The 18,093-nt window shown below is 58.8% G+C and carries 13 protein-coding genes; 5 read left to right on the top strand and 8 right to left on the bottom strand.

The features are described from left to right. Positions 1 to 161 precede the first annotated feature (161 nt). Positions 162 to 2,369 (top strand): polyribonucleotide nucleotidyltransferase, encoded by a 2,208-nt coding sequence (gene pnp / locus BMZ40_RS08715; RefSeq protein ID WP_092374193.1) that lies wholly within the window; start codon positions 162 to 164, stop codon positions 2,367 to 2,369. 703 nt (positions 2,370 to 3,072) lie between these two features. On the opposite strand, the gene BMZ40_RS08720 is transcribed toward pnp, so the two are convergent. Then, positions 3,073 to 4,023, bottom strand: a complete 951-nt coding sequence (locus BMZ40_RS08720) for a hypothetical protein (RefSeq protein ID WP_092374196.1) — start codon at positions 4,021 to 4,023, stop codon at positions 3,073 to 3,075. Continuing rightward, a complete protein-coding gene (locus tag BMZ40_RS08725; RefSeq protein WP_092374199.1) occupies positions 4,020 to 4,403 on the bottom strand; it encodes a VanZ family protein in 384 nt (127 codons plus the stop codon). The genes BMZ40_RS08720 and BMZ40_RS08725 overlap by 4 nt, the downstream gene beginning before the upstream one ends. A gap of 82 nt (positions 4,404 to 4,485) precedes the next feature. On the opposite strand from BMZ40_RS08725, the gene lpxB reads away from it, so the two are divergent. Together lpxB and cimA are read left to right on the top strand one after the other, a co-directional pair. Beyond that, complete coding sequence (lpxB, locus tag BMZ40_RS08730) at positions 4,486 to 5,610, top strand: lipid-A-disaccharide synthase (RefSeq protein WP_092374457.1); 1,125 nt, start codon at positions 4,486 to 4,488, stop codon at positions 5,608 to 5,610. A 336-nt stretch (positions 5,611 to 5,946) separates the two neighbouring features. Beyond that, positions 5,947 to 7,566, top strand: coding sequence for a citramalate synthase (cimA, locus tag BMZ40_RS08735; RefSeq protein ID WP_092374202.1), 1,620 nt, complete (start codon positions 5,947 to 5,949; stop codon positions 7,564 to 7,566). A gap of 417 nt (positions 7,567 to 7,983) precedes the next feature. On the opposite strand, the gene BMZ40_RS08740 is transcribed toward cimA, so the two are convergent. Together BMZ40_RS08740 and BMZ40_RS08745 are read right to left on the bottom strand one after the other, a co-directional pair. Next, on the bottom strand, positions 7,984 to 9,045 hold the full coding sequence (locus tag BMZ40_RS08740) for a phosphotransacetylase family protein (RefSeq protein ID WP_092374205.1): 1,062 nt from the start codon (positions 9,043 to 9,045) through the stop codon (positions 7,984 to 7,986). Between the two features lie 49 nt (positions 9,046 to 9,094). Next, entirely contained in the window at positions 9,095 to 11,188 is a 2,094-nt protein-coding gene (locus BMZ40_RS08745; RefSeq protein ID WP_177193085.1) for an acetate--CoA ligase family protein, read from the bottom strand. An 11-nt stretch (positions 11,189 to 11,199) separates the two neighbouring features. Between BMZ40_RS08745 and rnc the strand changes: the two genes are divergently transcribed. Beyond that, positions 11,200 to 11,928 carry a ribonuclease III gene (rnc, locus tag BMZ40_RS08750; protein WP_092374212.1) on the top strand — a complete coding sequence of 243 codons (729 nt, stop codon included), beginning with the start codon at positions 11,200 to 11,202 and terminating at the stop codon, positions 11,926 to 11,928. 97 nt (positions 11,929 to 12,025) lie between these two features. Here rnc and BMZ40_RS08755 read toward each other — a convergent pair whose 3' ends face one another. After that, the gene (locus BMZ40_RS08755) at positions 12,026 to 12,949 is read right to left on the bottom strand and encodes a flagellin N-terminal helical domain-containing protein (protein WP_092374215.1); all 924 of its coding nucleotides are present in this window, start codon (positions 12,947 to 12,949) and stop codon (positions 12,026 to 12,028) included. 202 nt (positions 12,950 to 13,151) lie between these two features. Between BMZ40_RS08755 and BMZ40_RS08760 the strand changes: the two genes are divergently transcribed. Further along, the gene (locus BMZ40_RS08760; RefSeq protein ID WP_092374218.1) at positions 13,152 to 13,535 is read left to right on the top strand and encodes a flagellar protein FlaG; all 384 of its coding nucleotides are present in this window, start codon (positions 13,152 to 13,154) and stop codon (positions 13,533 to 13,535) included. A gap of 77 nt (positions 13,536 to 13,612) precedes the next feature. Here the strand turns inward: BMZ40_RS08760 and BMZ40_RS08765 are convergent, their stop codons facing one another. From BMZ40_RS08765 to BMZ40_RS08775, 3 genes are read right to left on the bottom strand one after another with little or no spacing between them, the layout of a single operon-like run. Continuing rightward, positions 13,613 to 15,253, bottom strand: coding sequence for a flagellar hook protein FlgE (locus tag BMZ40_RS08765; protein WP_092374221.1), 1,641 nt, complete (start codon positions 15,251 to 15,253; stop codon positions 13,613 to 13,615). 44 nt (positions 15,254 to 15,297) lie between these two features. Then, positions 15,298 to 15,978, bottom strand: a complete 681-nt coding sequence (locus BMZ40_RS08770) for a flagellar hook assembly protein FlgD (protein WP_092374224.1) — start codon at positions 15,976 to 15,978, stop codon at positions 15,298 to 15,300. A 12-nt stretch (positions 15,979 to 15,990) separates the two neighbouring features. Further along, positions 15,991 to 17,769: a flagellar hook-length control protein FliK gene (locus tag BMZ40_RS08775; protein WP_245751066.1), complete on the bottom strand. Its 1,779-nt coding sequence runs from the start codon at positions 17,767 to 17,769 to the stop codon at positions 15,991 to 15,993. Between the last annotated feature and the right edge of the window lie 324 nt (positions 17,770 to 18,093).

Below are 18,093 nucleotides of genomic sequence, written 5' to 3' on the forward strand. Positions count from 1 at the left end.
CCCGCCTGCCCTTTTTTTTTGAACCGCGCTCCCGGCAGCATCACATGCCTGCGGTTTTGTGTTTAGTGCATGGCCCAACCCCGGTTGAACCATGCACTAAACACCAAACCCGCCGCCCGCTGCCCTCGACAGGGAGTGCCCAAACCATCACGAGGCAAATCATGGCAGCTTTTCAGACCACAAGACGCACCATTCCCATGGGCGACAGTGAAATCATCATCGAACACGGCAAGCTCGCGCTCCAGGCCAGCGGCGCCGTGACCGTGCAGTGGGGCGACACCGTCGTTCTGGTCACGGCCACCCACCAGGCCCTGGACCGGGTCGTGGATTTTCTTCCCCTGACCTGCAACTATCAGGAAATGCTCTATTCCGCAGGCCGCGTTCCCGGCAACTACTTCCGCCGCGAAGTGGGCCGCCCCAGCGAACACGAGACCCTGACCTCCCGGCTCATGGACCGTCCCATCCGTCCGCTCTTCCCCAAGGGCTGCACCAACGAGATCCAGGTCATCGCCACGGTCATCTCCTCGGACAAGGAGCGCTCCGCCGACATCCTGGCCATGCTCGGCGCTTCCACGGCCCTGCACATCTCCGAGATCCCCTTTGCCGGACCCATCGCGGCCATCCGCGTGGGCTACCGCGACGGGCAGTTCCTCTTGAACCCCACGGCATCCGAGCTCGCCACAAGCCAGTTGAACATGATCCTGGCCGGTTCGCGCGACGCGGTGGTCATGGTCGAAGGCGGGGCCCAGTTCCTGTCCGAAGACATCATGACCGAAGCCGTGGCCTGGGGCCACGCCCAGCTTGGTCCCCTGCTTGATGTTCAGGAAGAGCTGCGCAAGGAACTTGGCAGAGAGAAGTTCACGGTCACTCCCCCGGCCGAGGACGCAGAACTGATCGCCGTCGTGGCCGAACTCGCCACCGCGCCCCTGACCGAGGCCCTGGCAGTGCCCGGCAAGATGGACCGCCGCGATGCCAAGAAGAAGGTCAAGCAGAATCTGATGGAAGCCCTGGTAGCCAAATTTGCCGAAACACCCGAACGCGTCAGGGGTGTCGGCGAGATCATGGAAAAGCTGGAAAAGAAGATCGTTCGCCAGCGCATCATGAAGGACAAGATCCGCATCGACGGCCGCGACCTGACCACGGTCCGCCCCCTGATCATGGAAGTGGGTTTCCTGCCCCGCACCCACGGATCGGCCATCTTCACGCGCGGCGAAACCAAGGCCCTGTGCACATGCACCCTTGGCAGCACCCGCGACGAGCAGCGCATCGAGACCCTGGCCGGCGACACGTCCAGACGTTTCCTCATGCACTACAATTTCCCGCCCTACAGCGTGGGTGAAGCGCGCATGCTGCGTGCTCCCGGACGCCGCGAAATCGGCCACGGCGCCCTGTCCGAACGGGCCCTGAATCCCGTCCTGCCTGCGCCGGACGCCTTCCCGTTCACCATCCGCGTCGTCTCCGACATCATGGAATCGAACGGGTCGTCCTCCATGGCATCCGTCTGCGGCGGCACCCTGGCACTCATGGACGCGGGCGTGCCCATCAAGACTCCCATCGCTGGCATCGCCATGGGGCTCATCAAGGAAGGCGACGAGTATCTGGTCCTGACCGACATTCTCGGTGACGAAGACCATCTCGGCGACATGGACTTCAAGGTCGCGGGCTCCCGTGACGGCGTGACCTCCATCCAGATGGACATCAAGATCGCGGGCATCCCGGCCGAAGTCATGCAGAAAGCCCTGCATCAGGCCAAGGACGCACGCGTGAACATCCTCGACCAGATGGAAGCGCTCATCGCCGCGCCCAGAGGCGAGCTGTCCAAATTTGCACCGCAGATGGACATCGTACACATCTCCCAGGACAAGATCCGCGAAGTCATCGGACCCGGCGGCAAGAACATCAAGGCCATCTGCGAAGCCACGAGCGCCGACATCGATATCGACGATTCGGGCAAGATCTCCATCTTCGCTCCGGATTCGACTTCCCTGGCCAAAGCCCGGGAAATGGTCCTCTACTACGACCAGAAGGCCGAGCTGAACAAGGACTACGACGGAATCGTCAAGAAGATCATGGACTTTGGCGCCTTCATCGAAATCCTGCCCGGACTTGAGGGCCTGTGTCACATCTCCCAGCTTGCCCGCGACCGGGTCAACGTAGTGACGGATGTGGTTCAGGAAGGCGACGCCATCCGCGTCCGGGTCATCGACATCGAACCTTCCGGACGCATCAAGCTCAGCCGCAAGGCCATCATTCTGGAAGAACTGGGTGAAGAACCCGAACCGGTTCAGCCCCGCTCCGACCGCCCGCGCAACGACCGTCCGCGAGGCGGCGACCGAGGCGGAGACCGCGGTGGACCACGTCGTCGTTAATTAAAATCAAAAAAACCCGGAATTTCCGGGTTTTTTTTTGGCTCTCATTTTGCCGGTCATCCATCGGTTATTGAATCGTCGTCTGGTGTACCCCGGAATTTCCCGCCCAACTCGGAGCGATTCATCCCTCCGATACCAGCGAGAAAGTTCCTACAAGTCCCAAGGTCCGCTGGCGACATGACCTTGAGACGCGTCGGCTGTCTGACCGAGCCAAGCATCGTTTGTTGAATCGTTGCCGAGTGTACCGACTGGATTTTTTGTCCTGCACGCAACGATTCAACTCTACGAGGCCAGCGAGGGAGTTCCGGCGGGGCTCAAGGCCATGTCGCCAGCGGGCCGCGTATCACAAAATCAGCCGTGTTTTTTTAGATTTTTATATTTTGCCCTGTACCCAACGGTTCATCCCTCCGAGACCAGCGAGAAAGTTCCTACAAGTCTCAAGGTCCGCTGGCGACATGGTCTTGAGACGCGTCGGCTGTCTGACCGAGCCAGGCATCGTTTGTTGAATCGTTGCCGAGTGTACCGACTGAATTTTTTGTCCTGCACGCAACGATTCAACTCTACGAGGCCAGCGAGGGAGTTCCGGCGGGGCTCAAGGCCATGTCGCCAGCGGACCGCGTATCGCCAAGAGGTGTCTTATTTTGATATTTCTCTTCCTGAGCCCTTTACCGCTCCCGGTCCAACTTGACGAACCGCCCCCCCCTCAACTCATCCAATAATACACGGCTCCGCAGAAAATCAGGCTGGTCACGCGAAATCCCTGACTGCAAATGATGAGTTCCAAGGCCAGCTTCGGCTTGAAGATCCCTGCGTAGTAGGGAAACTGATGCCGGAAGGCCCGCATGGGTGAAGACAGGACGTTCCCGACAATGAGCGCGATGACCACGTCGCGCACGGACATGGACCCGGCGTCGAGCAGGGCGCCGGCGGCGGCCATGCCGGCCGAGAACTCGGCAGCCAACTGAAAGACAATGATGCCCATGGCCTTGGGGTGCAGCCAGGACATGGAGCTCATGTGCTCGGCCAAAAAATGCTCAACTACCGAAAACATGCCAAGCTTGTTCATGAAATGAACCCCGACATAAATGGGCGCGGTGATCATCACGATCTTTTTGATGCGTCGTCTGAAACGATTCCAGGTCTTCTGCAAGACCTGCCGCGCCACGAGCTTTTCCTGGGCGGGCATGTCCATGGCATGGCAGCGGTCAAGGCCGGTCAGCAGCATCCGCCCCACGAAAAGAATCAGAACCGTGCGCAGCAACGCCGCCCCCACGGTGATGCCCAGATAGACCACCGCTGCGGATTTGAGGATGGGCACGGTGATGAAGATCATGCTCGGCAGGTGCAAGAAATAGGTCGGCAAGCTGTTGAAGAGATTGGTAAGTATGAGTTCGCGACGGGACAGCCGGCCCTGGTCGTACGCTTCGGCCAGCATGGTGTTGGCCGTGACGCCGGAAACAAAGGCCACGGAAAAGCTGGCGGCGGAAATTTCGCACATACGCCCGATGCGGGTCAGGGGGTTGGCCAGACGCGCCATGAAACGGGTCCAGTGCATGGCCTCGATCAGGTTACCGACAAAAAGTCCCACGGACACAAGGCCGATCAGTTTGCACAGGGGCCACAGAATCTGTGCCCACAATTCAGCTGCGCTCATGCCTTGCGCCTCAGACTTTTAAACAAGTTTCGCCTCGCAGATCGGGACCACGCGAAAGCCGCGACTGCGCCGACTCCTGCGCCCACGGCGTTGGCCAAAGCGTCCCACGGATCAAGAAACCGCCCCGTGGGCAGGACACCCTGTCCGAATTCAAGCAGCAATCCAAGCCCGCCGGCAAGACAGAACTCCGACAGCCAGGACCGCCTCCAGGACGAAGGCCAAAAAAACGCCATCAGGGCATAAGCCAGGAAATGAACAACCTTGTCGCTTTGTTCCGGTGCACCGGAAATGGCCACCGGAACCAGGGAACCCACGATGAGGGCGAGCACGTAGGCCGCCCAGAAAAATTTGTGCAGGGAGATGACCGTATTTTCACGCATGGCCTCACCTATGCCAAAGGTCTGGACAGGGCAAGGGTTCGGCCTTCTTGTTATTTTGACGCCAAAGAACTATTGCGACGGCATGACAAATACGCCCACCATCTGGATAAACGCCGGTGAAACTTCCGGTGACCTGCATGGCCAGCTTCTGGTCCAGGCCCTGCGCGACCAGTGCCCGGACGCCAAATTCCTGGGCATGGCCGGACCGGCCATGCGTGAAGAAGGAGTTGAAGCCAGACTGCGCACAGAGGCCCTGTCGGTCATGGGTTTCACCGAGGTCCTGGCACAGTTGCCCAAAATCATGGGCCTCTTGCGGACCCTTGAAAGTCAGCTGACAACGTCCCGTCCAGACGTGGTGGTGGTCATCGACGCCCCGGATTTTCACTTCCGTGTGGCCCGAATCGCCCAGCGCCTGGGCATTCCCGTCGTCTATTACATCAGCCCCAAGCTCTGGGCCTGGCGGGAGGGGCGGGTTGCGTTCCTGCGCCGCCATATCGACCGCCTGGTCTCCATTCTCCCGTTTGAAGTCGAATTCTACGCCCGTCACGGCATGTCCATCGACTATGTCGGCCACCCCCTGCTCGACTCCATCAGAACGCCCCGGATCATGAATGTCCGTCGCCACGACAACCGCATCGGCATCCTTCCCGGCAGCCGCAAGCGAGAAATCACGTCCCTGCTGCCCATTTTCTCCCGCGCCGCCGCCCTGCTGGCCGCCCGCTATCCGGATCTGGAATTCGTGCTGCCCGTGGCTCCTGGCATGGACCGGGAACTGATCACCAGCTGCTGGATCTCGAAAACTCCGGTCACCCTGATCGAAAGCTCCACCCGTTACGAACTCATGCGCTCCTGCCGGGCCATCATGGCCGCGTCGGGCACCGCGACGCTGGAAACGGCCCTGCTTGAAGTGCCCACCGCCGTGGCCTACAGATTTTCCCCCCTTACCTATCTTTTGGGGCGCATGCTGGTGAAGGTGCCTTTCATCTCCCTGCCGAATCTCATCCTGGGCGAACCCGTCTTCCCGGAATTCCTACAAAACGATGCCAACCCTTCGGCCCTGGCCGCCGCCGTAGCGCAATGGATCGAAGACACGCCGTCCCGGGCCCGCGTCCTCGATCGGCTCGGCACCCTGCCGTCCCTGCTCGGCAACGGAGGAGCCGCTGAGCGCGCGGCAAAAATCGTCCTGGACACCATGCATAGGCCCTGAAAAGCCCGCCGTCACCCGGATGATGATCTTGTCGCAAACCTTGAGAAGCAAAGATCAGGCTTGACAATCGATTCTCCATTGTTCATCTACGCGGATAGGAACAAAACATGAAAAACATCACTGCCTCCATTTCCATTATTATTCTCATTTCCGTGATTCCAGGATCACGGTCGGGGGAGTGACGCGTCTGCACAAGCGGATATCCACAAAAGAGCAAAGCCCCCGACCGCAAGGTCCGGGGGCTTTTTTTCATGCGAAAAATGACAAACTCAGGCCCGTCGGGCATGCAACCATGAACACCAGGCCACACGGCCGGCGGACACCGCCAGGAATTCAATGAACACCATTCAAATCTACGACACCACCCTGCGTGACGGCACCCAGTCCGAGGAGCTCAATCTTTCGACAGAGGACAAGCTGCGCATCGCCACCAAGCTCGACCAGCTCGGGGTGGCCTACATCGAAGGCGGATGGCCCGGCTCCAATCCCAAGGACAAACGCTTTTTCGCGGAGATGCAGCAGTACCAGCTCAGCACGGCCAGGCTGGCGGCTTTCGGCTCAACCCATGCAGCCAAGGTCTCGGCGGACAACGACGCCAATCTGCTCGCGCTCATCGATTCCGGCGCTTCGGTAATGACCATCTTCGGCAAGACCTGGGACATCCACGTCACTGATGCCCTGAAAATCACCCTGGAGCGCAATCTCGAGCTCATCCGCGACTCCCTGGCCTTCCTGCGTCCCCACGCCAAAGAGCTCTTCTACGATGCCGAGCATTTCTTCGACGGCTACAAGAAGAACGCCGACTACGCCATCTCCTGCCTCGGCACGGCGCTGGATTCCGGAGCGGATCTCCTGGTGCTCTGCGACACCAACGGCGGCACCCTGCCGGAGGAGATCGCCGCCATCATGGACGCGGTGCGTACACGCCTGCCCGAAGCGCGCCTTGGCATCCACGCCCATAATGACTGCGAGCTGGCCGTGGCCAACTCACTGGCTGCCGTCCGTCACGGGGCCATCCAGGTCCAGGGCACCATGAACGGCTATGGGGAACGTTGCGGCAACGCCAACCTCTGTTCCATCATCGCCAACCTGGAACTCAAGATGGGATATTCCTGCCTGCCCGAGGGGCATCTGGAGCGTCTGACCGACACCTCGGCCTTTGTGGCCGAAGTGGCCAACCTGCGCTGCTTCAAGCGCCAGCCGTACACGGGGCAGTCGGCCTTCACGCACAAGGGCGGGGTGCATGTCGCCGCCGTGCGCCGCAACCCGCGCACCTACGAACACATCGAACCCGAACTGGTCGGCAACAAGCAACGCATCCTGCTCTCGGACCTGGCCGGGCAGTCCAACATCCTTTTCAAGGCCAAACAGTATGGATTCGAACTGGACAAGGGCGACCCGTTTGTCCTTGAACTGCTGACCGAACTCAAGAACCGCGAGGACCAGGGCTACGAATACTCGGCCGCCGAAGCATCCTACGAGCTTCTGGTCAACCGCGTGCTGGGACGGGCCCGCAACTATTTCAGACTGATCAGCTTTCGCATCATGGACTCGGTCTTCACCGAAGGAATGGACCCCTTCACCGAGGCCACGGTAATGCTGCGCGTCGGCGGCATGATCGAACACACGGCGGCCACGGGCAAGGGCCCGGTCAACGCCATGGACTGCGCCCTGCGCAAGGGTCTTGAGCGCTTCTACCCCAATCTTGGCGAAATGCGTCTCCTGGACTTCAAGGTGCGCGTCCTGACCGGATCGGTCCGCGAAGACGGGCACGGGGGGACAGCGGCCGTGGTGCGGGTGCTCATCGAATCGGGCGATCAAAAGAGCCGCTGGACCACGGTGGGCGTATCCTACAACATCATCGAGGCCAGCCGCCAGGCGCTGGAAGACTCAATCAATTACAAGCTCTTCAAGGACGACCAGAAAAAACTGACCCAGGCCATCCGGGAAATCTGACAACTGTTTGAAAGGCAAGGGTCGGGGCTTCTTCACCCGGAAGCGATGCCCTGCCGACTCGGAGGAACTGGATCCCCGCCTTCGCGGGAATGACATCGCGGCAGTGAGCGAGGCTTTGAATTGGTCCGATCGCCTGCACGTCTATCGAAGAACAACCCTGATCCGGGATTCACTGCGGTGTATGGCGGTTGGTCCGGGCAGGGGTCGCCAGCTGTCTGACAGAGCCAGGCATCGTTTGTTTCCCGGCCGCGTGACTGACAGTGCCCTGCCCGCTGCACAAAGTTCAAGGCCGGGAAGCATTACGAAGCCGGAGAGGGAGTTCCGGCAGACCTTGCCTGGCCAGTCCCGGAACGCGCCACCCGAAAAAAAAGCCCCGATTTCACGGGGCTTTTTCCTTTTGGCATGAGATCCGAAGTTTCAGATCCCAAGACTTTCCTTCATGTACTGGAAATCAATGATGGAGCTGACCAGCTGGGAGCCGTGCTGGATTTTGATCACGTCACGCAGTTTGTGCCGCGACAGGATGGCTTCCATCTTCTTGGCCACGGTGAAGGTGTCGTCGCGAACGACCACGATGGGCACTTCGAGGACCTCGGCCCGGGTCATGATGATATCGTTGGGATATAGATTGCCGGTCAGCACCAGGCATTGGCACTGCCCTTCCAGCGCGACCAGCTGAACATCGGAGCGGTCTCCGCCGACAATGATCGCGGACTTCTTGCTCTTGCGGAAATGGGTCATGAAATTTTCGACCTGCATGGTGCCGATCAGAAAATTCTCCACCACCCGCTCGGACTTGTCCTGGGCGGTAATGACCTTGCCGCCCAGACGGTCGGCCAAATCCGCGACCTTGATGGCACCCATGAGCGGATCGGACGGAATCTTGCCCAGGATCTTGATGCCCTTGCTCTCCATGAACGGATGCAGAAGCGAATCAAGCTCTTCCTTGAAGACCGGGGGAATGTCGTTCAGAAGCACGCCCAGAAGCTGCTCTCCGAGCAGTTCCTTCATGGCGATGAGATAGTCGTAATTGAGTTCTTTGACGTAGCGATCGATGATGATGGACTTGATGCCGAGGGACTTGACCACGCTGATCCCGTCCACACCGCAGTACTTGCCCGAATACATGCTGCCGGAACCGGCCACGATCATGACGTCCTTGTCCTTGCCAAGCTCTTCGTAGGCGGTCTTGATGCGCGGCATCAGATCTTCGCACTTGCCCGTGAAGGCCTTCATCTTGAAATCCTGATCCACGACCACGGGAGTGACCAGGGCGGGATTCTCGGAGAGACCCAGGATGTCCTGAACAAAAAACGCGTCGGCGTCGCCCAGCACCCCGTTCTTTTCCTGCGGCAAGGCACCCACCGGCTTCATGTACCCGACCCGGTAGCCCTCTTTTTGCAGCTTGAGCCCGATCCCCATGGCAATCATGTTTTTCCCGGAATAACCGGACGTCGCCCCTACATAAATTCCTACCATATTCCCTCCCGATCAGGACTGCGAAATTATTTTTTCGATCACGGCCCGACTATTCAGACTGAGGCAAAAGAGACATTCGCGCCCCGGCCACCCAGGCCCCCCTCGACGTGACCAGAACAGGATCGAATTCCAGGGTGTAAATTTCAGGAAAATCCAGAGTCATCTGCGACAATGTCAACAATACATCCTCAAGAGCCCGCAAGTCCAGCGCCTCACGTCCACGCTCCCGTTTGAGCAGGGAGAAGACCTTGAGCTCCCGCATCATTCCGGCGGCGTCATCCAGGGACAATGGCGCAAGACGCATCGAATACTCCCGGAAAATGTCCGCCTGGCTGCCCGACAGCCCGAAGCGGATCAGCGGACCGAACTTCGGATCGCGCTGGACCCGAATGCAAACTTCCGCCGGTTTGCCGAGAATCATTTCCTGGACCAGGCACCCTGAGACAAAGGCTTCGCTGCGCAAGCGCTGCACGCGCGAAGTCAATTTCATAAAACCCAGGCGAACCTCTTCGGAAGTCTGCAGATTGACCTCGACCCCGCCCACATCGCTTTTGTATTCGATATGCGGGGATGCAATCTTGAGCGCCACCGGGCAGGCCAGACGCTTGGCGATCTTGACCGCGCTCTTGCTGGTCCGGGCTAGCTCCGTGCGGGGGAAGCCAAGCTCATAAGCCATCAGCAGGGGCTGCACTTCAAAGCCGAACAATTCGGTCTTTCCGACATCAAGACAATCTTTCAGAAAACGCTCGGCTTTGGCCTTGTCCCGGCGGTAACAGACCTCGACCGGATAGGACTTGGTCTTCCATCCGGCATAGCGAAACATGGCTTCGAAGCTGGCCAGTGCCGCCTTGGGATTGGAATAGCAGGGCAGGCCGTGACGCTGCAGAAAACGTTTCTCTTCCACCACCCCTTCCTGGCCGATCAGGCAAACCGCAACAGTCTTGCCCTCCGCCCTGGGCAAGGCGGCCAGTTCGCGCACGATGGCCGGTAGATCCACGCCAAGCCCCGGAGCTATGACCAGCAGGGCCATCTGGATCTGCCGGTCGTGCAGCACCGTGTCCAAGGCCTGTGCATACTGAACGGGGGTGGCTTCCATGCCGATGTCCACAAGATTGGATGTCTGCGCATGGCGGGGAAGAACGTCGGCCAGACGGGCGGCCGTATCACGGCCGAGGCGCGGAAGGATGAGGCTGGTCCCGGCCATTCCGTCGGCGGCCAGAATCCCGGCTCCTCCGGAATTGGTGACGATGGCCAGATTCGGCCCCTTGGGCAGTGACTGGGTTCCGAACATGCGCGCCAGGTCGAAAAGCGTGGAGAGATTGTCCACCTGGATGATGCCCGCCTGCTTCAGTGCGGTCTGGTAGGCGCGCTCCGATCCGGTAAGGGCGCCCACATGGGAAGAAATTGCCTTTTGCCCGTGCTCGGTCATGCCCGCCTGCAGCATGATGACCGGCTTTTCATGGGTGATGGTCTGGCTGATGCGCGCAAATCGGCGGCCGTTGTTCATGCCTTCCAGATATCCGATGATGACGCTGGTCTGGGGGTCTTCGGCCAAAAATTGGAGCATGGACGCTTCATCGATAACCGCCCGGTTGCCAAGGCTTGCGAATTTGGAGAAACCGATCTCCTCGCTTGCGGCCCAATCCAGGATGGCATTGCACATGGATCCGGACGGCGAAAAAAAGGCGATATTACCCTGGCTGGGCAGACGGGAAATGAGCGATGCGTTCAGATGGTCTGCCCAGGAGGCCACGCCCAGACAGTTGGGCCCGAGCAGGGTCAGATTCCGGCGTTCGGCCAACTGGATGATGGATTCTTCGAGATAATAACCCTGCCCCCCGATCTCCCGGAATCCGGCGGAAATGATGATGACCGCCTTGATGCCCATGTCCGCGATCCATTCCAGCGCTTCAGGCACAAATTCCGGAGCAAGGCAGACCACGGCGAGGTCGATTCCTTTCAGATCGTCAAGGGTGCGCGGATCCTGTCCGGAGGTCCAATTGACGGGAACAATCCTCCCCTGATACCCCCAGCCTTCAAGATTGGAAAGCACGACACGGGCCGAGGCTCCTGCGTTGTCGAATGATCCGACAACCGCGATGGTTTGGGGAGAAAAAAGGGCGTGAAGATAATCGTCTCTCATGGAGAACCTTAATGTCACTGGAAGTTCCATCGGATGCACTGCAATCGCTGCAGAATGAAATCCATTATGAATTCAAGCAAGTCAAGCTTTTAATCCAAGCCCTCACACACAGCTCCCACGCCAATGAACACGGGTGTCCGCATAACGAACGGCTCGAATTTCTTGGTGATGCGGTTCTTGAGCTCGCCGTATCCCAGGAATTGTTTCGCAAATTTCCGGAAGTGCAGGAAGGCCATTTGACCAAAATGCGCTCCGCGCTGGTCAGTGAAGGGGCGCTCGCGCAGGCGGCCAGAAGGATTCATCTTGGCTCATGCCTGCTCCTTGGCCGCGGCGAGGATGTTCAGGGCGGGAGAGAAAAAAATTCCGTGCTGAGCGACGGACTGGAAGCGGTGCTCGGCGCCGTCTACCTTGACGGGGGGCTGGAGTCCGCGATCATGTGCGTCAATTTTTTGTTCGAGGGACAGTGGCCTGCGCCTCCGGAGACCTTCCGCCCGCGCGACTTCAAAAGCCTGCTGCAAGAAGCCACCCAGCGCATCTGGAAGGCCAGGCCTTCGTATGCGCTACGCGACAGCCATGGCCCGGAACACGCCAAGCAATACACCGTCGTCGTGACCATGCCGGACAAGACCGAGGTTGAATGGGAGGAGCGCAGCATGCGCAAGGCCGAGCAGGGCGCGGCCGAGCAGGCTCTGCTGCTCCTGCGGAAACGCTTCCCTGATCTTTCCGAACCGGGCGCATAAGGCCGCCTTCAACAGCAAAAGGCGTTGCAAGAAAACAAGCCGGGGCCAAACGCCCCGGCTTTGTCTTTGATCATTGCCTTTGCCGATGGAAACCCGATTAACCCTGCATGAGCTGCATGGCCATCTGCGGCAGCTGATTGGCCTGCGCCAGCATGGCCACGGCGGACTGGGTCAGGATCTGGTTGCGCACGAATTCGGTCATTTCCTGGGCCACGTCCACGTCGGAGATGCGCGACTCAGCGGCCTGCAGGTTCTCGGCCTGGATGCTCAGGTTGGTGATGGTGTTCTCCAGGCGGTTCTGCAAGGAACCAAGGCTGGCCCGGATATTGTCCTTGGAAACAATGGCTTCGTTGATGGCGTCGAGTGCCTCCTGCGCACCCTGCTGGGTGGAGATACTGAAGCCGCCGCCAACAGCCGGATCGGACTGGTTGCCGACGCCGAGCGCCGAAGCGGTGGAGTTGCCGATGGCGATGTAATAGTAGTCTTCCGCCGAATCGTTACCCGTGCCGAAGTGGATCTTCATGGCTCCCTGGGCCTGCAAGCCCCCGCCCTGGTGACCATCGCCCCAATTGGCAGCATTTGTTTGCGAGGATGAAAGATTGCCGTTGAGCAGATAAATTCCGTTGAAGTCCGTCGCATTGGCGATTCGGGTAATTTCCGAGGCCATGGCCTGGTACTCCGAATCGATGATCAGACGCTGATCCGAACCATAGGTGCCGGTGGCGGCCTGCGTTGCCAGTTCCTTCATGCGGATCAGCTTTTCATCGATGACGCCAAGGGCGCCGTCGGCCGTCTGAATCATGGAAATGGCATCGTTGGCGTTGCGGACGCCCTGATTGAGGGACGCGATATCGGCTCGCATCAACTCTCGGATGGCCAGGCCCGCCGCATCGTCTGCGGCAGTGCCCACGCGCAATCCGGAGGAAAGGCGCCGGGTCGAGGTTGCTAGACTGCTGTAGGAATTGGACAGGTTCCTGGCGGAATTCATCGCCATCAAGTTGTGATTTATGACCAAAGACATGTGAGATCCTCCTTACGCTGGTATGCACGCAACAATGCACACAGAATGCCATTTAAAATTTATTTATTATTTTCAATAATTTGGACATATATCTCGGATAAAACCTCGCCAAAGAGGTCAAAATTGCCTCTCTCGTCTAAAGTTTTCCGGCCGCCTGACGATTATAAATACGAACCCATCCATCCAAGAGGAGGCCTCGGCCATGAAAATAACCTCTCTCTCCTACGAGCCCCAGGAACTTCTGGCGCCCGTCGAGCAAACAAATCAGCTCAAATCCGACCTCGAAGACGCGGAGCGTGCCGTATCTGGCGGCCTTCAGGGTAGACAGTTCGGAGCGACGCCTGAAGAGTCGGAAGAAATTTCCGCGCAGAAATTGCAAAACCTGACCGAAGCGGTCGATTCCTACATGTCTTCCTTGGGTGTGAACCTGAAGTTCCACATCGACGAGCGAACCGACACGGTCCAGGTGGAGGTGCGCGATCCCGAAACGCAAAAGCTGATCCGCAAGATCCCCGCCGACGAGATGCTCGACCTGGCCGCTTCCATAGAAAAGATGGTCGGACTTTTTCTGGACAAAGCCCTTTAGACCGTTTGGTCCTCACAAAAAAACCCGCTCCGGGACTGCCGGAACGGGTTTTTTTTTCGTGGCGCAAACCTAAAAGACTAACGCTTGAGCTGGATAAGTACGGTCAGCATCTGATCCACAGTGGTGATGGTCTTGGAGTTGGCCTGAAAGCCCTTTTCCGTGGTGATCATCTTCACGAACTCCGTGGCCAAATCCACGTTGGACTGCTCCAGGGAGTTGGAGGCGATGCTGCCCTTGCCCCCGGTGTTGGCCAATCCGGTGACGGGCGGCCCCGAGGAGCGCGTCTCGGAGAAGAGGTTTCCGCCCTCGCGGTACAGGGCGTAGTTGTTGTTGAACGTGGCCAGGGTCACGGCGAAGAGCTGCAAAACCTGACCATTGGAGTACCGCCCGGTGATGACCCCGTCGCGGTCCACGGAGATGTTCTGCAGAAAGCCCGCAGTGTACCCATCCTGGGCCTGGAAGATGGTCGTGGAGCCGGTACTGTAGTTGGTGGATGACAGAGCGCTGGTTTCCTTGGCACCCAGGCCATTCATGTCGGCTAGGCCCGCAGAAGTCTGCGGTAAATCGGCCAACGCTTGAAGAGTGGTTTGGTTAGCGGGGTTCCATGAGTTAGACTTACTGCGAACGCCAAAATTTATCTCGATATTCTTCGTATTCTCCGCAACGGTTGCTGTTCCCGTAACGCTGCCATTAGCAGTCCCCAAGAAGTTAGCCGTGCATATGGGGTATCCGTTCGCAGAAGGATTGGCTATTCCCCACGAATCTTTATCGTCCGGGTTAACGACCGCTGGGTCATTCAAAGTAAACGCGGACATATTTTCCAATTCGCCGGCCGCGTTAAAAGTCAAGGTGCCAGTCATCAAAACACCTTTTTTCTCGATGAGTGCACCCGCGAAAACACGATTGTCGTCGCTCGGAGGAACCGCAACAACGTACTCCCAATATTTTTTACCACCAGACGCAGCAGTAACGTCCGCATCACCAATAGGATCCATGTACACGGTCAAGTTGTGAGAAGAGCCATTTTCATCATAAACTTTAATAGTGGTTTGATATGCGTAACTATCCTCAGCGAGGGGCTGTCCAGACTGTGCGTTGTACTTGTCGAACATTGCCGTAAACGGAGCATCATCAACGGCCGATTTGTCATCCGATCCAGAGTCTACGTTTACTATCAAATCTATCCGACTTGTAGCCTGGGGCGGAGACTGAAAATTCTCCAACTTCACGTCCTGGGGTACACCTTGAATCTGCACGCCGGTCGAGGGCTGTGCCGATGTATTCCCGCTGGCCGCAGCACTCGTATTCGCCTGCTGCACTTCCCACCCCTGCAGGCGGTAACCTTGGGGATTGACCAGATAGCCATCCTCATCAAAACGGAAATTTCCAGCTCGGGTGTAATAATTGATTTCCTGCCCGGCGGGCGAAACCATGAAGAAGCCGTTGCCGCCGACGGCCAGGTCAGTGGCTTCCGTGGTGTTCTCCAAAGAACCCTGGGAGAAATCGCCCATTACCGCGCCTACGGAAACTCCTCGCCCCACCTGCCCGCCCCCGGAAGCGGTGGTGATCTGCTGGCTCAGCGCATCCTCGAAATACATGCGCGAGCCCTTGAATCCTATGGTCGAGACGTTGGAGATGTTGTTGCCGATGACGGTCATATCCTCGCCATGAGCCTTGAGACCACTGGTCCCGGAGTACAGAGATGCTGACAAACCCATAACTACCCCCTTCTTGATTCACTGCAATGAGCTGTGAAGAAAATTTACTCTTCAGCCACAACCGGCTGGATGACCTTCTTGATGTCACTGAAACTGATCTTGCGCCCGTCGCTCAGGCGGAAGAAAGTTTCCCCATCGCCCTGTTCCAGAGCGGTCACGGTGCCGGAAACTTCCGTATCGACAAAAACCGTTGCCCCGGTTGGGCTTTCCGCTGAAAAATATACGTTGTACTGGCCGCTGTTGGCCGGATTCCCGTTGTAGTCCAGACCGTCCCAAGTAAATCCAAACTCCCCGGCCTGCATGGAGGAGAACTTCTCGGTGCGCACCATATTGTTGTTTTCATCGTAAACATTGGCGTAGACTTGCGCGGCGGCGCCAGCCAGGGTGAAGTAGACCGGAGTCACGTAATTTCCGCTCTTGGTGATTCCGTCTCCCGAAGCCGTGACTTCCTTGCCGATGTAGTTGACTGCGCTGAGCATGTCCTGCTGGGCGGTCTTGTCCGTGAGGGAGGTGATTCCCTCGGAAATATTCGTCATCTGCTCAAGGCTCGAAAACTGCGCCAGCTGGGCAATGAATTCCTTGTCGTCCAGAGGATTGAGCGGATCCTGATTCTGCAACTGGGTCACCAGAAGCTTCAAAAAGGCGTCCTTGCCCAGGACATCGTTCTTCGATGCCGTGTCCGCGCCGTAAAAACCGCCCTGCTGCTGCAAAATCTGATCGATCATGACCGCCTCCTCTCAGGCAAAAATATCCAGGCCGCTTTGGGAAAGTTTTTCCCTGTGCCCGCTATTTTGCACATCCCGGACCATACCGCCTGCCACCCGTTCCAGAGTGCGCCAACGCTTGGCCGACGAGGCCAATTCCTGGTTTTCCTGGTAGCGGTTGTGATTCTCGGAGCCCTGCCATTGCGACTGGCTCTGGGAATCGGCCAGTTGCGTCTGCACCTCAAGTTTCCCGACCTTGAGCCCCTGAGCTTCGAGCTGCGTGCGCAACTGTCCCAACTGCTCGTTCAAGGCCAGAGAGGTCTCCTGATTGCTGGATCTGAGCACGGCTTGCACTTCCTTGCCCCTCACCTGCAAAATGACGCTGACCTGCCCCAGATCGGCCGGATCAAGGCGAATGACCAGCTGCTTCACGCCCTGCCCCAGGTTCCTGAAGGCTCCGTTCTCAACCTGCTGATAGACCTCGGCGTTGCGCGCACTGACGGGTGCCTCCATCCTCTGCTGAAACTGACTCTGGGAAGTCTGGGCGGAGGCTGGGGTCAGCGTCTGAGATTCGGGTGCTGTCTTCGTGTTCCCGGCGACCTGGCCGGCGCGGGAGGTGGATGAGGATGTTTTTTCCCCGTCCTGCGTGCCGAAAAATCCCTGACGGGCATCAGGCTGCTTTTTCTCGCCCTTGGAATCCGCAGCCGCAGCGCTCCCGGCAGAAGCGGCTTCACCCTCACGCGCCAAGGAAGCCGCGTCCTGCGCTACCGGCTGACCGGAGCCGTCCCTTGCCGCAGCAGCTCTGTCGGCGGCAGCCAGCAGGCCAGTGCGCGTCACGACGCTCCCGTTGCGGGCGGCGCCGTCCTGATCCTTTGCGGCGGCATGCTTGCGCTCCGCGTCGGTGGCCACGGACTCTACGTGCCGATCCTGGGCCGAAAGAGCTTCTTCCGGGGTATCAAGGGCCGTGGAGCTTTTCCCCGCAGAACCCTCGGATGCCGCGACGCGGATTCCGGGTTGACCATGAACATCCGAAGACTGTTTCTCGCTACGGACCGGCCGAGTTCCGATCTCAGAGCCCTTGCCGTCCTTCAGCGCGACCGGAATCTCGGACTTGGGATCACCGCCCTGCTTGCGTTCCAGAGCTTCACCGGACGCGCCCTTCGCAGCTTCCGCCTCCAGGATCCGAGACCTCACCGCGCGCGACTGTCCGTCCTGCGCGCCATCCATGACGCCGTCTTTCACGGCAACGGAAGCATCGGCCTTGGCCTGGCTCTTTGCCAGGCTCTTGTCCGGGCTCTTGTCTGGGCTCTTGTCTGGGCTCATGCCCTCATGTCCCGCTGTCCGATGCGCTTCCAAGCGGGCCAAAAGGGCTTCGATCTTCTGCATCACAGGAGATGAGGCTTTCTGAGTCTTTTGTCCCAAATTTTCAGTGCCTTCGCTCCGTTTCCCGGCCGCAGTCAGCTCCGCCTTCAATTCCCTGATCTGCTCGCCCAGGGTCACGGCCAGTTCGCTGCGGGTCACGGGATCGCTCTTTTGGAATTGCCGAAGAAGTTCGTGCAGGGCCGCTATTTTTTCGGAAATGACGGAGCCATCGTGGTCCGCGCCCCGCGTCCTGACATCCTCGGCCAGGCTGTCGAGCAGCTCCTGCACCGCTACAGCGGTGGAGTCATCCGCATTGACCACGTCCCTGGCGCCGGTCTCTTTATCCAAGGCAGCGCTCTGGGCAGCGGATACGGAATCAGCCTGCCCGGATCCTGAGGCTTGGGGCTCCTGCACGGCAGCTTTTGCCGAGCCACCTGCGTTTTCTTCCACACGGCCACCTTCATGGTCGGCAGCGTCCGGACTTGCGGAGACGCTCTCTTCTTCAAACGAGGACGACTCGCGATAATCCGTGTCCCTCCCATCTTCGGCAGGAACATGATCCTCAGCAAAAAACTGGTCGTTACTGGCAGGCGGCTCGGCCTGGCTGGTTTGAGGGGGTACTTCGGCTGCATCCGGCTGATTCAGATGCGCCGAAAACAGATTATGAAAATCCTGACCGGGCCGGTTTTCCATCATTTCAAATGCGCCGCCGGCGCGAAAGGACTGTGCCCCACCAGACATGGATGCGGGAAAAAACTGCATTCTTCACCTCCT

This window comes from Desulfomicrobium apsheronum (assembly GCF_900114115.1).
GTDB classification, from domain to species: domain Bacteria; phylum Desulfobacterota; class Desulfovibrionia; order Desulfovibrionales; family Desulfomicrobiaceae; genus Desulfomicrobium; species Desulfomicrobium apsheronum.